Raw genomic sequence first — 12,635 nt, 5'->3', positions numbered from 1 at the left:
TTTTAGTAACTAGCTAGAATTAAATGATTGATGAAAGTTTGGCTGCTGCTTTTTGCGTACCGCGCGGAACAGCTACTGTCCCTGTACGCGTTACTTCTTTTAATCCATAAGGCTGAAGTAAATCAATCATCGCTTCAATCTTGCTGGATTCACCTGTTACTTGAATAATTAAGCTGTCGCGGCTTACATCAATGATGGTTGCACGGAAAGGCTCAATTACTGCATAAAGTTCGTTACGGCTCGCAGGTGTAGATGCTACTTTCATTAAAGCAAGCTCTCTTGACACCACGGCTTGATCCGTAATATCTTGAACTTTCAACACGTCAATCTGCTTGTTTAACTGCTTAATCACTTGTTCAGCAGCATTGTCATGCTCTACGTTTACGACAAACGTCATGCGTGATACATCTTCAGATTCAGTGTGTCCTACCGAAATACTCTCAATATTGAAATTTCTTTTTGTAAATAACCCCGTTACGCGATTTAAAACGCCCGCACGGTTTAATACAGTTGCTGTAATGATTCGCTTCATGGTTTCACCCCTACCATTTCATGTAATCCTTTTCCAGGTGCAACCATTGGATATACGTTTTCTTTAGGTGCGACAAAGAAGTTTAGTAAAACAGGTCCATCTGTTTCCATTGCTTCTTTCAGAGCCGCATGCGCTTCTTCTTCAGTAGAAGCTTGTAAACCTTTGATATCATAGGCTTCTGCAAGCTTCATTAAATTAGGCTGATTCGGAATTAAAGAGTGCGAGTAGCGTTCTTCATAGAAGATTTCCTGCCACTGACGAACCATTCCAAGCGACTGATTGTTAAGCACAACCACTTTAACAGGTAAGTTTAATTCTCTAATAACCCCTAATTCTTGAAGCGTCATTTGAAATCCACCGTCACCAACGACTGCTACAACTGTTTTATCTTTATTTGCCAGCTGAGCGCCGATTGCAGAAGGTAATCCAAAGCCCATGGTGCCAAGGCCACCTGAAGTTACCCATCGATCTGGATTATTAAATGTGTAGTATTGAGCTACCCACATCTGATGTTGCCCAACGTCCGTTGTAACAACGGCATCTCCATTTGTATATTTGTGAAGCAACTCAACTACTTTTTGTGGTTTCAACACGTCCGCTGAGTTCTGATACCATAATGGATATTCTTGTTTCCACGCCGCTAATTTCTCATGCCATTTCGTATAATCTCCAACTTCTCCTTCTTGCAGAAGCAATTGCTTTAATACTTCTTTTGCATCTCCAACAATTGGAATCTTGGTTGGAACATTCTTTCCAATTTCCGCTGGGTCGATGTCAATGTGAGCAATTTTTGCATTTGGTGCAAAATGCTTTAAGTTACCTGTTACTCGGTCATCAAAGCGCGCCCCGATACTAATGAGAAGATCACTCTCATAAATTGCCATGTTTGCTGTGTACGTTCCGTGCATGCCAGCCATTCCTAAATGAAGCGGATGATCTGCAGGAAAACAACCTAACCCTAAAAGCGTATTAATAACCGGAATATTTTGACGCTCAGCATAATTTTTTAATTCTTCTGAACCTTTACTCAATAATACTCCCGCACCTGCTAGAATAACAGGTTTCTTTGCAGCTGCTACTGCGTCTGTTAACTTTTTAACCTGCAGCTGATTTGGAAAATAAGTTGGCTGATAGCCAGGTAAATCAATTTCTCCTTCGTAATTAAATGTTCCATCACCCTGTGCCATATCTTTTGGAATGTCGATTAAGACTGGACCAGGTCTTCCTGTTGTCGCAATATGAAATGCCTCTTTGATGATTCTCGGCATGTCGCTGATATTGCGTACTTGATAGCTATGTTTTGTAATTGGCATTGTGATTCCTAATACATCTGCTTCTTGGAACGCGTCAGAACCAATTACACTTGAAGCTACTTGACCAGTAAAAACAACTAAAGGAAGTGAGTCAATCATCGCATCTGCCAAACCTGTTACGATATTTGTTGCACCAGGACCACTTGTTGCGATAACTACACCGGGTTTACCTGAAATTCTTGCGTACCCTTCTGCTGCGTGAATTCCACCTTGTTCGTGACGAGCAAGTACGTGAAACATTCCTGAACCGTATAGCTTATCGTAAATCGGTAAAACGGCTCCCCCTGGGTAACCGAAGATGACGTCAACGTTTTCTCTTCTTAGAGATTCAATCAACATGTCAGCTCCATTCATTTGTGCCCCAGCGCTTACAGGTTCTTTCGTTTGCATATTGGCTCCCACTTTTCTCATCCTTTCGTTTTCTAGATAAAAGAAAAAAGACTTCTCACCCCTAAATAGACCCTATCAAATGATATAGGTCAAGGGGCGAAAAGTCTTTTGTACTTTACGCGGTACCACCCTCGTTTGTAATCGTAATGATTACCTTATGAATGTATACTGTACATTCTTTTTGATAACGAGTGCTTTGGAAGTACACTCGGTCGCCCTTACTGAATTTCAGGGTGACACTCTGAGGTGAGTTCATTTTGACTTGGTAACGCCGGCTTCCAGCAACCCGACTCTCTGTTGATACCTAAACATCAAAACTACTTATCCTCTTCAACGTTTTAAAACGCTATATGCTTTTTGAACAATGCTTTACACATCATATTTTAAATTAATTACAATTAATTAAAATTTTTAGAAAACTTATATTTGAGGACTATCTTACGCCCATTTCTATGCATAGTCAACCACTTTTCAAGATTTTTTTAGACAATTTAGACTAAATAGAATATTTGAATGCGTTTTCATTATTGATGCAATAAGGGTTTATAGCCACTCAAAAAGTTTTTCTGAAACGTTCATTTGTACACACTGAATGAACAAACATTCACTTTTAAGATAAATAAAAAAATCCCGGCTTTTACTAAAAAGTAAAAGCCGGGATTTTTTTCTAGACGTCCCAGGAGAGATTCGAACTCCCGACCGACGGCTTAGAAGGCCGTTGCTCTATCCTGCTGAGCTACTGGGACATAATGTTAAACTGTATCAAAGACAATACTTATTATATTCAAATATAATTTAAAAGTCAACGTTTTTTTGAAATTTTATGAGAAGAGAGGTAAAAAACCTTCTCTTCTCCCTATATTTGGCTATATTATGCTGAAAGTGTACAGGTTAACTGCATGCTAGGAATATGTTTACCGCTTATATCGTAAAACTGCACGGTAGCTTCTGTACCATCCATTACTAGTATAGCATACGTACGTTCTTTTCTCATACGAGGAAGTAACATACTTCCTGGATTGATAAATAAAACTCCGTCCATGAGCTCAGCTCCCGCTATGTGAGAATGCCCAAAACAAACAACGTTTGCCCCCACTTCTCTAGCTTTGTAATGCAGATTCATCATAGACATTTTAACATTATATAAGTGACCGTGTGTAACCAGACACGTGGCTTCTCCAAGCGACTCTACTCGATCATTGACGTAAGATGCATCATAATCACAATTTCCTCGAACGCCTAAAAACGAAGACATTTCTTTGCTGTCTTGTGGCAGCTCAGAGTCACCACAATGAATCATCTTATCTACATCAGCATGTCTTTCTCTGATAGTGAGCAGTTCTTCTTGTAACCCGTGGCTATCGCTTACAATTAATAGTTTCACACGTCATCACTCCTTCTAAAATTGCGCATCAATTAGCGGTGCTAGTTTTTCTAACGCATTTGCTCGGTGACTAATTTGATTTTTTTGTTCTTTAGACAATTCTGCCATGGAGCAGTTCCATTTTTCTACAAAGAAAATAGGATCGTATCCAAAGCCGTTCTCGCCTCTTTTTTCTTCCAAGATGCGCCCTTCACACGTGCCTTCTACAAGCTCTGTTCTCTTTCCAGGCACTGCAATAGCAAGCGTACAATGAAAACGTGCCGTGCGTTTTTCAAACGGCACGTCATGTAATTTTTGAAGTACCTTCTCTATATTAGCATTATCATCTTTATTTTCACCAGCATAACGCGCGGAATAAACGCCTGGCTCTCCGTTTAAGGCATCAATAGCAAGCCCAGAATCATCGGCAATAACCGGCTTATTTAATGCTGATGAAATGGTTTCTGCCTTTAGCGTGGCGTTCTCTGCAAATGTAACGCCCGTTTCTTCCACGTCCTCAATTTCAGGAAAATCAAGAAGCGATGTTACTTTAAATCCCTTCGGTGAGAATAGTGTTTCAAAATCCTTTACTTTGCCTGCATTTTTAGTTGCAATAATGATTTCACGCACGTTAATCCCTTACCTTTCTTTAACCGGAATGTAAGCAGCCAGATGATCAAGAACTTCCTTTTGCTGTTCAATCAATTGATAAACACCCTTTTCCCCTAAATCCAGAAGATGGTTTAACTGTTCTCTCGAAAACGTCGATTCCTCTCCCGTTCCCTGTAATTCTACAAACTGTCCGCTTCCTGTCATCACAATATTCATGTCAACTTCCGCTGTCGAATCTTCTTCATAATTTAAATCTAAAATCGAATTTTCTCCATGGATACCTACTGAAGTCGCAGCTAAATAGTCACGAATAGGAATTTCTGTCAGCTTGTTCTCTTCAACCAGCTTTCCAAACGCTAAAACCATAGCCACAAATGCACCTGTAATCGATGCTGTTCTTGTTCCGCCATCTGCTTGAATAACATCACAATCAATCCAAATGGTTTTTTCTCCGACCTTTTCCAGGTCGACTACAGAACGAAGAGCTCGTCCGATCAGACGCTGAATTTCCATTGTTCGTCCTGTGACTTTACCTTTTGTTGATTCGCGTATATTTCTTTGTGCCGTAGCTCGAGGCAGCATAGAATATTCAGCTGTAATCCATCCTTTTCCTTGTCCACGCATAAAAGGAGGCACTCTGTCGTCTATGCTTGCTGTACAAATAACCTTTGTGTCTCCCACCGAGATTAATACAGATCCTTCTGGATGCTTTAAGTATGAAGTATGAAGAGATACAGGTCTCAATTCATTAAATTCCCTACCGTCCAAACGCATTAAGCATGTCCTCCTATTAATTCATTTATATGTAATAGCTTCTTCCATTTTAACTATAAAACAGCGGAAAGAGGTCGCTATTTCAGCAGACCTCTTTCTACTTAGTCCTTTACTAGTATAACAAAAATTTGTTTTTAAAAACTACCTGTGTTCACATTTTTAGGTCTTGAAACTGGCTCCGTTAGCTTTTTCCCTTTTTCATCTTTTAGCGTTTTTTTGCCATTCACCTTAATGGCAACGCTGTCTACGGCTTTTTGTTCCGTCAGCGATAACACCAAGGAGTCGAGAACATACTGAGAAATTTCCGTTCCTTTTAAATTTCCAAAGATGTTTTTATTAAAGTTCAGCGTTAACTGACCGTCCGCATACTTTGGAGCTGCTACGAGCTTTGCATCAGGATTAAAATCTGTCACTAAACCTGATGCAGGCGCAGGTCCTTCTACAAGCTCGTTCACAATTGCAGTGTACATATCTTTGTCATCAGAAGCAATTCGTTTTGTAACAGGAACATAGTAAGTTTGTTTGCCCTCTTGAGCTAAGTAATAGATCGTAACTGGCTTCGTTTGGGTTACGTCAACTACTCCAGTATTATCAAAGTTAATACCATCTGCTCTGCTCAACCCTTTACTGATTGGTGTATGATTTACAGGCATCTCATCTTTATCATAGCCGTTAATGCGAATTTTAACTTTATTTACGCCTTCAAACTGCGTCAGCGTCCACGTTACGGCCTGCAGGATACGGAGTTCATCTTCTTTTTTATATTCAGCAAATTCAGGTGAAAAATCTGCTACCATCGTGCCGTCACTTTCCAGCTTTGTCCCTAAAACTCTTGTATCAGCAGGAAGAACCGCTCGGAAATTATTTGGCAATAAGTTTGTGACTGGTCCACCCTCTACTAAATATTCAAGAGACTGTTTAGCGACACCTTTTGATTTAGGAATTTCAAGCGTCTGGGGAACAACGTACCCGTTTTTATCAATTAAGTAAATTTCTCTTTTGGTAGGCGCAGATGTTTCTGCCGCTTTACTTTGTTTTTTATTAGCTTCCGTTACTTTCGCTTCAGTCGCTAATGATTTTTCATCTTTCACATAGGTGACATCCTTTGGCGGATCAATTTCCTTTGCTGCGTTATCCCCTCCGAAAAGTCCACAGCCGGATAACAACACAGATGTGGTCACCACGGCGGATATGAGAACAAATTTGGTCTTTTTGGACATTCCTTTCCCTCCTCAGACTGTTTGTACTACTATGTATACGAGCTTATTTGCATTTTAGACCAGCTCAAACAAGTTTTTGGCCACAAAAAAAACCGAGCTTAATATGCTCGGTTTTAAAGCTTGATATGCTCAACATTATATACAGGGTGTTCAAACCATTTAGATGCAATAGATTGAAACAGTTCTGTTGAGCCTGTTGTATAGAAGTAGTGTTCGGGCTCCATGCTTCTAGGAGCTAGTAAATTGCTATAAGAAAGAATGGCACTTACCTCTATTGCCGTTTCTTCACCAGAACTGATTAACTGAACTCGAGGCCCAATTGCTTCTTGAATAACTGGCTTTAATAACGGATAATGCGTACATCCTAAAATAAGGGTATCCATATCTGTATGATAAAAAGGTTTTAATGTTTCTTTTACAATTCGCTGCGCTTCCGGTCCTTCATAATTACCGCTCTCTACAAGAGGTACAAACAAAGGGCATGCTAAATTTTCCACTTCCACTCTCGTATGAAGAGCGCGGAGTGCATGTGTATAGGCTTGGCTTTTAACGGTTCCGTTTGTGCCGATTACGCCTATTTTATGATTTTTAGTTACTTTAAGCGCAGCTCGTGATCCTGGTTCAATGACGCCTATAACCGGAATATCGAGCTGTTCTTGAATTTCATCTAGTACAACTGCCGTAGCCGTGTTGCACGCAATAACAAGCATTTTAATATCTTTATCTACTAAATAATTAGTCATCTCCCATGTGAAAGCTCGTACTTCTTCACTGGGACGAGGACCGTATGGGCAGCGGGCTGTATCTCCAATGTACATAATTTGTTCTTTCGGAAGCTGTCTCATAATTTCCTTTGCTACCGTTAATCCGCCCACACCTGAATCTATAACACCAATTGGTCTACTCAAAACAATCGCCTCATTTTTCTTTCATTTCATCATGTAATTTTCGTAACGTTACTCGTAAAACTTCTGTTTCACTAGGAGAGAAGTTTGCCAGTACGCCATTTAAATACGTTTGTCGCTTTTCAATTACTTCTTCGATAACACGTGCTCCTTCAGGAAGCAAATGAATACGCACTACGCGGCGGTCTTTCGGATCTTTGACCCGAACCACCAACTTATTTTTTTCCATACGATCTACTAAATCTGTCGTTGTACTACAAGCGAGAAAAATCCGATTTGATAAATCGCCAATCGTCATATCTCCACGTTCAAACAGCCACTGCAAAGCAATAAACTGAGGTGGCGTAATCGTATAGTCTTCTAAAATTTCTCTTCCTTTTTGCTTCACAATAGCTGCAATATGTCGAAGTGACTTTTCTAATTCTGCCACTGTATCCTCATTATTTTTTGCTGTCATACCGTAATCCTTTCCACCTATAAGTCTTATTTTCTATTATTTCTTTCAGTTAAACCCGTCTCTATTGTTTCTCTTTTCTATTTTATATTGTGCTCTTTTTTCGGTGATTTTTCAAGGTTAACATGAGGATTCTACAACGTTCAGCATTAAAAAACAGCTGCTCCATAAAAGGAGCAGCTGTTTCTATTAATTATTGATATACAGCTCGAAAACTGAGCTGAAATCTTTTGTTGTGTAGGCTGTTTTTTTATCTAATAACCAAGAAAACGCGGCTTCGTTAATTTCTTTAAATTCACCAGCAACACTTCCACTTGTATTTCTTGTACTGCTTAGCGTAGAAGAAGCTAGCTGAATGCTTTGTTTAGCAAAATCGAGCGCAATTTCATTTTCACGCGTTATTTCAGACATTTTAAACAGCGCTTTATATAAATCTTTTACCTCTTCTATATGCTTTTTGTGTACATCGATAGAAAAAGTTTCCGAGCCAATTTTAAATTTAATTTCCACATCTAAATCGACAGTTCCAGCCGTTTCTAGCATTACGTTTGAAATGTGATTTGTGCTGTAGTTATAGCGGCGAAGCATTCGCTTTTTACTTGTAGCACTTGTTCCATCAAGGTGAATGAGCGCTTTATTGGTAAAGCAATATTCATCTGACTTTGATTTGATTAGAAAATAAATTTTTTCTTGTTCTTCATGCATAACGTAATCGTCTGCATCTACCTTGTCATAATCAACTGGCTTAATAACAGAACCAATATCACTTAGCCCCAATACATCAGCAGCTACTTTTCCAAACATTTCCCCATCTCCCTTTTAAAAACGATTGTGTTATTTTCATGTTTTAAGTGTACTGTGCAAATGAGGGGATGTAAATAAAAAAAGGAGCTTCTTTAAAAGAAGCTCCCCATTTATTAAAAGAACAAATTTAAAATCATATAGATAAGTGCAGCTAATGAAGCTGAAATTGGCAATGTGATAACCCATGTAATCACCATGCGCTGTGCAGTTCCCCATTTTACACCTTTCACTCGGTGAGCAGAACCTACACCTAAGATAGAAGATGAAATAACATGAGTAGTACTGACAGGTAGATGAATAAATGTTGCTCCAAAGATAATGGCAGCACCCGTTAAGTCCGCAGCTACTCCATTAACAGGACGAATTTTCATAATTTTACCGCCAACGGTTTTAATGATTTTCCATCCACCAATTGACGTTCCAAGCCCCATTGCGACCGCACAAGCCAGCTGTACCCACCACTGAATCTCAGTACCGCTTTGCATATTGTTAGCAATAAGCGCTAGCGTAATGATACCCATTGCTTTTTGCGCATCATTCGTACCGTGTGTGTAAGATTGTAGAGCTGCAGTCAGGATTTGAACGCGGCGAAAACGCTTATTCGTTTTCGTCAAGTTATGGTTTTTAAACGTTAGCTTGATAATCGTATAGACAATATAACCTACTACAAAGGCTAGAACTGGTGAAATTAGAAGGGCTTCGATGATTTTGATGAAACCTTTGTAATTTAAAGCACCAAATCCAGCAGCTGCAATAGCTGCTCCTGCAATCGATCCAATAATTGCATGAGAAGAACTACTCGGGATACCGAAATACCATGTGATTAGGTTCCACGCGATAGCAGAAATTAATGCTGCTAAAATAACGACAGAACCATTTTGAAGCGTATAAGGATCAACGATATCCTTTGTAATCGTTTTGGCTACGCCCGTAAACGTCATAGCCCCGACAAAGTTCATGGTTGCGGCTAAAAGAATTGCATGTCGCGGTTTTAAAGCTTTGGTTGAAACAGAAGTCGCAATGGCATTAGCTGTATCGTGAAAGCCGTTGATAAAGTCAAAACCAAGTGCACCAACTACAATTAGAATGGTTAATATTAGCATTGAATCCATTATACTATAGCCCCGTTACGCATTCTTCATAATAACTGATTCTAAGTTGTTCGCAACCGTTTGACAATAATCCGCGATTTCTTCTAGCGTTTCATAAATTTCTTTATATTGAATAACTTTAATTGGATCTTTACATGTTGCAAATAATTGTTTTAGTGCACGACGATATAATGTATCACAATGTGACTCATACTCTTTAATTTTAATTGCATGCTCACTAATTTGAAGAAGCTTTTTCTCAGACAACAAATTAATAGTAATTAAAATTTCTTCAGCACAGCCTTGAATATTTTTAACAAATTCAGCTACATATTCATCAAATGTCGTAATTGAATGAATTTCCATTAAAGCAGCAAAGCTATCGATGCCATCAAGTACATCATCCATGCTCATCGCTAGCTGTAAAATATCTTCACGCTCAATTGGAGTAATAAATGCTTTGTTCAACTCAGTAATCACTGTATGCACGTATTTATCACCTTTTGATTCATACGCTTTTAAAACGTTGGCAAATTCCTTTAGGTCAGATACATTTTGAAGTTCAAAGCTGCCTAAAAACTCCGCTGAGTCCTTAATATTTTGGGCAATGTCCATTAACATTTCAGAAAACTTGTCTTTTTTTCTTTTGATCACGTTGCAATCCTCCATCCAATTTATCGAAACTTTACCACTCGTTTTTTCTCTCTATCTTTTTATATGTGTTCTAGTTTCTTTTTTCATTTAAAGTAATGGATAAAACCTAGCTGTTCATTACTATAACGAGAGAAACCACCTCTCTTGTGTATCAAAAAATTCTAAAAAAACAAACGTTTACCAGAGCAAAAGTCCCAAAATGTGGTTCTTTCACCTATAGGTTATGCGATTCATTTTTTTACGCCAAGTCAAAAATTACTCCTATTATTGTTAATTGTCAATAACTTTTCAAACACATTTTTTTAGGCTTCTTTACAATACATTAACAATAATACGTTGATTCCTTTTAAAATAAGGGTTTTCAGAGTTTGTATAAAATTGGGATTTACAAAAACTTAACATTACTCCCCTTGTGTAAATAATAAAAGCCAGCTCTTTTAGAACTGGCTTTTATTATTTACTTATTATATTGCTGAAATACATTTTTTACTTTCGGCACGACGTAATGACTTCCGCCTTTATCCTCTACCCCTTCAACCATCATTGAAACGAGTAAGTTTTTCTGTTTTGTGTCCACAGCTACAAACCATCCGTTTTCCTGCCCTTTTTCACCTTGAGTTTTCTTTAGCTCTGCTGTTCCCGTTTTTCCAGCCAAGGTTAACCCATCTATCTTTGCTGCATGACCCGTACCGTTTTTATCTTCAATGACATCAACTAAATCATTTTGAATTAATTGCGCCGTTTCTTTAGATATTACTTGTTTTTTCCATATTCCACTCTCATCACCGTTCATAAGAATAGGCTTTACTATATTTCCATCGTTTACAATCGATGTATACATCAATGCCAAGTGGAGAGGATTCACTTGCAGTTTCCCCTGGCCATAGCCAGAGTTTGCTAATACTCCCTCATCTTTAATATCTTGATCACCTGCAATTTTAGACGTTTCAAAAGGATAATTAACAGGCAATTTTTGATTAAACCCAAACTGTTTTAAACCACTGTTAAATTTGTCTAAACCTAGCTTCAAAGCAGTCTGCGCAAAATAAATATTATCAGATGTAACATAAGCATCACGTAAATTAACATTCGGTTTGCTGCCCACTCGTGTTACGTAGAAATTTCCCCAGCTTTTATCTTTCTGCCATTTCTTCCCGCTGATTGATATACTTTCATTTGGATTTAGCACGTCTTCATCAACCGCTAAAGCTCCGGTGACTAACTTAAATGTAGATCCCGGAGAATACGTTTTGGTAAAACGATTCATTAACGGCTTATTAGGATTCGTTGAAAGGGATTGATACGTATTAGCATCGATTCCAAAAGAAAAAGAATTCGGATCAAAAGCTGGCGTGCTTACAAGACCTAATATTTCTCCCGTTTTAGGTTGAAGAGCAGTAGCTACTCCTTTTTCATCTTTTAACTGTTCATAAAGGGATTTTTGAACATTCGTGTCTACCGTAACCTGAATGCTTTCCCCGTCTTTTGGATTCACTTTTGCAATTTCATTCTTTTTATTACCATCTTTATCTACAGTATAAATCGTGACGCCGTCTCGAGCACGAAGCTTATCTTCATACAAAGACTCTAAGCCAATCATTCCAGCTTTAGACTGAGCATTATAACCTTCATCTTTATGCTCTTTTAAATATTCCGCTGTGACAGGCGCAACGTATCCAACTAAATGAGCACACGCTTCTTCACAAGGATATACGCGCGCATTTACCTTTTTTTGTTGAATGCCTTCTACTTTTTTCAAAGAATTCTCTAAATTAGAGGCGTCTTTTTGACTAACTGTTTTAATAGGAACAAATTGATTCTCTTTCACCCAAGAAGCGCTCAGTGCTTGATTAATACTTTTTTCCGAAAGAGCAAGAGTCTTGCTTAATTGTCGTATCGCTTGCTCGCCGCCTTTAGAAAACTGCTGGGGAACAACTCCAACTTGAATCGCTTCTCCGTTTTGAGCTAAATATTTCCCTGAACGATCCATAATTTCTCCACGCACAGCTGACTGAGTAGCTACTCTTACTTGCTCTCCTTGCTCAAGTCCTTTAAAAATCATATTAGGCTTCCAATTAATATACCAATTCTCTGTATCCCCTTGTTTTTCTTGAACCACAGCAGCATTTTCTTTAAATGAGATTTCACCGGCTACAGAGTTCATGTTTACTTCAAAAGGTAAAACAGCTTTATGGTCTTTTATTTCTAAGTCTTCTATTTTACTTGCCTTCACTTTAAGCTTGTCCGCTTCAATTGCATCATAGATATTTTTATATCGATTTACAAAGTCTTTTTCTGAAATCGTCTTTTTAGCATCTTTAGACAAGTATCCATACATACCTTCAAAATCTTCTTTATTCCACATGGCTACATATTTATCAAATCGATCCTGTGCTTTCTGTTGATCATTTGAGCAACCGGCAGTTATGAGTAAGAGAATTGCCATAGTAAAAAATAGCCACCCAATTCGTCTCATGATGATTTTCCCCCTTTTTTCAATACCATTTCTATCATATAAAATTT

Annotated in this window: 12 protein-coding genes, 1 tRNA gene and 1 other annotated feature; all 13 genes read right to left on the bottom strand. The window is 38.4% G+C overall.

Translation table 11 applies throughout. The features are described 5' to 3' along the window. Positions 1 to 19 precede the first annotated feature (19 nt). Positions 20 to 532, bottom strand: a complete 513-nt coding sequence (ilvN, locus tag ACMX9J_RS18590; protein ID WP_013059375.1) for an acetolactate synthase small subunit — start codon at positions 530 to 532, stop codon at positions 20 to 22. After that, the gene (ilvB, locus tag ACMX9J_RS18585) at positions 529 to 2,256 is read right to left on the bottom strand and encodes an acetolactate synthase large subunit (RefSeq protein WP_205689536.1); all 1,728 of its coding nucleotides are present in this window, start codon (positions 2,254 to 2,256) and stop codon (positions 529 to 531) included. The genes ilvN and ilvB overlap by 4 nt, the downstream gene beginning before the upstream one ends. Before the next feature lie 68 nt (positions 2,257 to 2,324). Then, positions 2,325 to 2,578 (bottom strand) — a binding site (T-box leader). A 329-nt stretch (positions 2,579 to 2,907) separates the two neighbouring features. Next, a tRNA-Arg gene (locus ACMX9J_RS18580) sits at positions 2,908 to 2,981 on the bottom strand. 125 nt (positions 2,982 to 3,106) lie between these two features. Further along, on the bottom strand, positions 3,107 to 3,619 hold the full coding sequence (locus ACMX9J_RS18575) for a metallophosphoesterase (RefSeq protein ID WP_028411739.1): 513 nt from the start codon (positions 3,617 to 3,619) through the stop codon (positions 3,107 to 3,109). A 15-nt stretch (positions 3,620 to 3,634) separates the two neighbouring features. Continuing rightward, positions 3,635 to 4,228 (bottom strand): XTP/dITP diphosphatase, encoded by a 594-nt coding sequence (locus ACMX9J_RS18570; RefSeq protein ID WP_028411740.1) that lies wholly within the window; start codon positions 4,226 to 4,228, stop codon positions 3,635 to 3,637. A gap of 9 nt (positions 4,229 to 4,237) precedes the next feature. Next, a complete protein-coding gene (rph, locus tag ACMX9J_RS18565) occupies positions 4,238 to 4,984 on the bottom strand; it encodes a ribonuclease PH (protein ID WP_033579641.1) in 747 nt (248 codons plus the stop codon). A gap of 134 nt (positions 4,985 to 5,118) precedes the next feature. Further along, positions 5,119 to 6,204 (bottom strand): GerMN domain-containing protein, encoded by a 1,086-nt coding sequence (locus ACMX9J_RS18560; RefSeq protein WP_033579640.1) that lies wholly within the window; start codon positions 6,202 to 6,204, stop codon positions 5,119 to 5,121. Between the two features lie 113 nt (positions 6,205 to 6,317). Further along, a complete protein-coding gene (racE, locus tag ACMX9J_RS18555) occupies positions 6,318 to 7,112 on the bottom strand; it encodes a glutamate racemase (RefSeq protein WP_028411743.1) in 795 nt (264 codons plus the stop codon). Between the two features lie 10 nt (positions 7,113 to 7,122). Beyond that, positions 7,123 to 7,566 (bottom strand): MarR family winged helix-turn-helix transcriptional regulator, encoded by a 444-nt coding sequence (locus tag ACMX9J_RS18550; protein ID WP_013059382.1) that lies wholly within the window; start codon positions 7,564 to 7,566, stop codon positions 7,123 to 7,125. A gap of 186 nt (positions 7,567 to 7,752) precedes the next feature. Further along, a complete protein-coding gene (locus ACMX9J_RS18545) occupies positions 7,753 to 8,367 on the bottom strand; it encodes a PH domain-containing protein (protein ID WP_013059383.1) in 615 nt (204 codons plus the stop codon). A gap of 113 nt (positions 8,368 to 8,480) precedes the next feature. Then, positions 8,481 to 9,479, bottom strand: coding sequence for an inorganic phosphate transporter (locus ACMX9J_RS18540; protein WP_028411744.1), 999 nt, complete (start codon positions 9,477 to 9,479; stop codon positions 8,481 to 8,483). A 15-nt stretch (positions 9,480 to 9,494) separates the two neighbouring features. Next, positions 9,495 to 10,127 (bottom strand): DUF47 domain-containing protein, encoded by a 633-nt coding sequence (locus tag ACMX9J_RS18535; RefSeq protein WP_029711160.1) that lies wholly within the window; start codon positions 10,125 to 10,127, stop codon positions 9,495 to 9,497. A gap of 442 nt (positions 10,128 to 10,569) precedes the next feature. Next, complete coding sequence (locus ACMX9J_RS18530) at positions 10,570 to 12,588, bottom strand: penicillin-binding transpeptidase domain-containing protein (protein WP_047749796.1); 2,019 nt, start codon at positions 12,586 to 12,588, stop codon at positions 10,570 to 10,572. Positions 12,589 to 12,635: the final 47 nt, after the last annotated feature.

The sequence above is a fragment of the Priestia sp. RMT2NF4 genome (assembly GCF_047872835.1).
Classification (GTDB): Bacteria; Bacillota; Bacilli; order Bacillales; family Bacillaceae_H; genus Priestia; species Priestia zanthoxyli.
Note: the sequence above shows the minus strand (reverse complement) of the source record. Positions and strands in the feature narration are given on the sequence as shown.

Bases quoted from the DNA above. Each gene is read 5' to 3' on its own strand.
- ACMX9J_RS18560 (WP_033579640.1), bottom strand. From the start codon at position 6,204: ATGTCCAAAAAGACCAAATTTGTTCTCATATCCGCCGTGGTGACCACA.
- ilvB (WP_205689536.1), bottom strand. From the start codon at position 2,256: ATGAGAAAAGTGGGAGCCAATATGCAAACGAAAGAACCTGTAAGCGCT.
- ACMX9J_RS18545 (WP_013059383.1), bottom strand. From the start codon at position 8,367: ATGTTTGGAAAAGTAGCTGCTGATGTATTGGGGCTAAGTGATATTGGT.
- ACMX9J_RS18530 (WP_047749796.1), bottom strand. From the start codon at position 12,588: ATGAGACGAATTGGGTGGCTATTTTTTACTATGGCAATTCTCTTACTC.
- ACMX9J_RS18550 (WP_013059382.1), bottom strand. From the start codon at position 7,566: ATGACAGCAAAAAATAATGAGGATACAGTGGCAGAATTAGAAAAGTCA.
- rph (WP_033579641.1), bottom strand. From the start codon at position 4,984: ATGCGTTTGGACGGTAGGGAATTTAATGAATTGAGACCTGTATCTCTT.
- ACMX9J_RS18535 (WP_029711160.1), bottom strand. From the start codon at position 10,127: ATGGAGGATTGCAACGTGATCAAAAGAAAAAAAGACAAGTTTTCTGAA.
- ACMX9J_RS18540 (WP_028411744.1), bottom strand. From the start codon at position 9,479: ATGGATTCAATGCTAATATTAACCATTCTAATTGTAGTTGGTGCACTT.
- ilvN (WP_013059375.1), bottom strand. From the start codon at position 532: ATGAAGCGAATCATTACAGCAACTGTATTAAACCGTGCGGGCGTTTTA.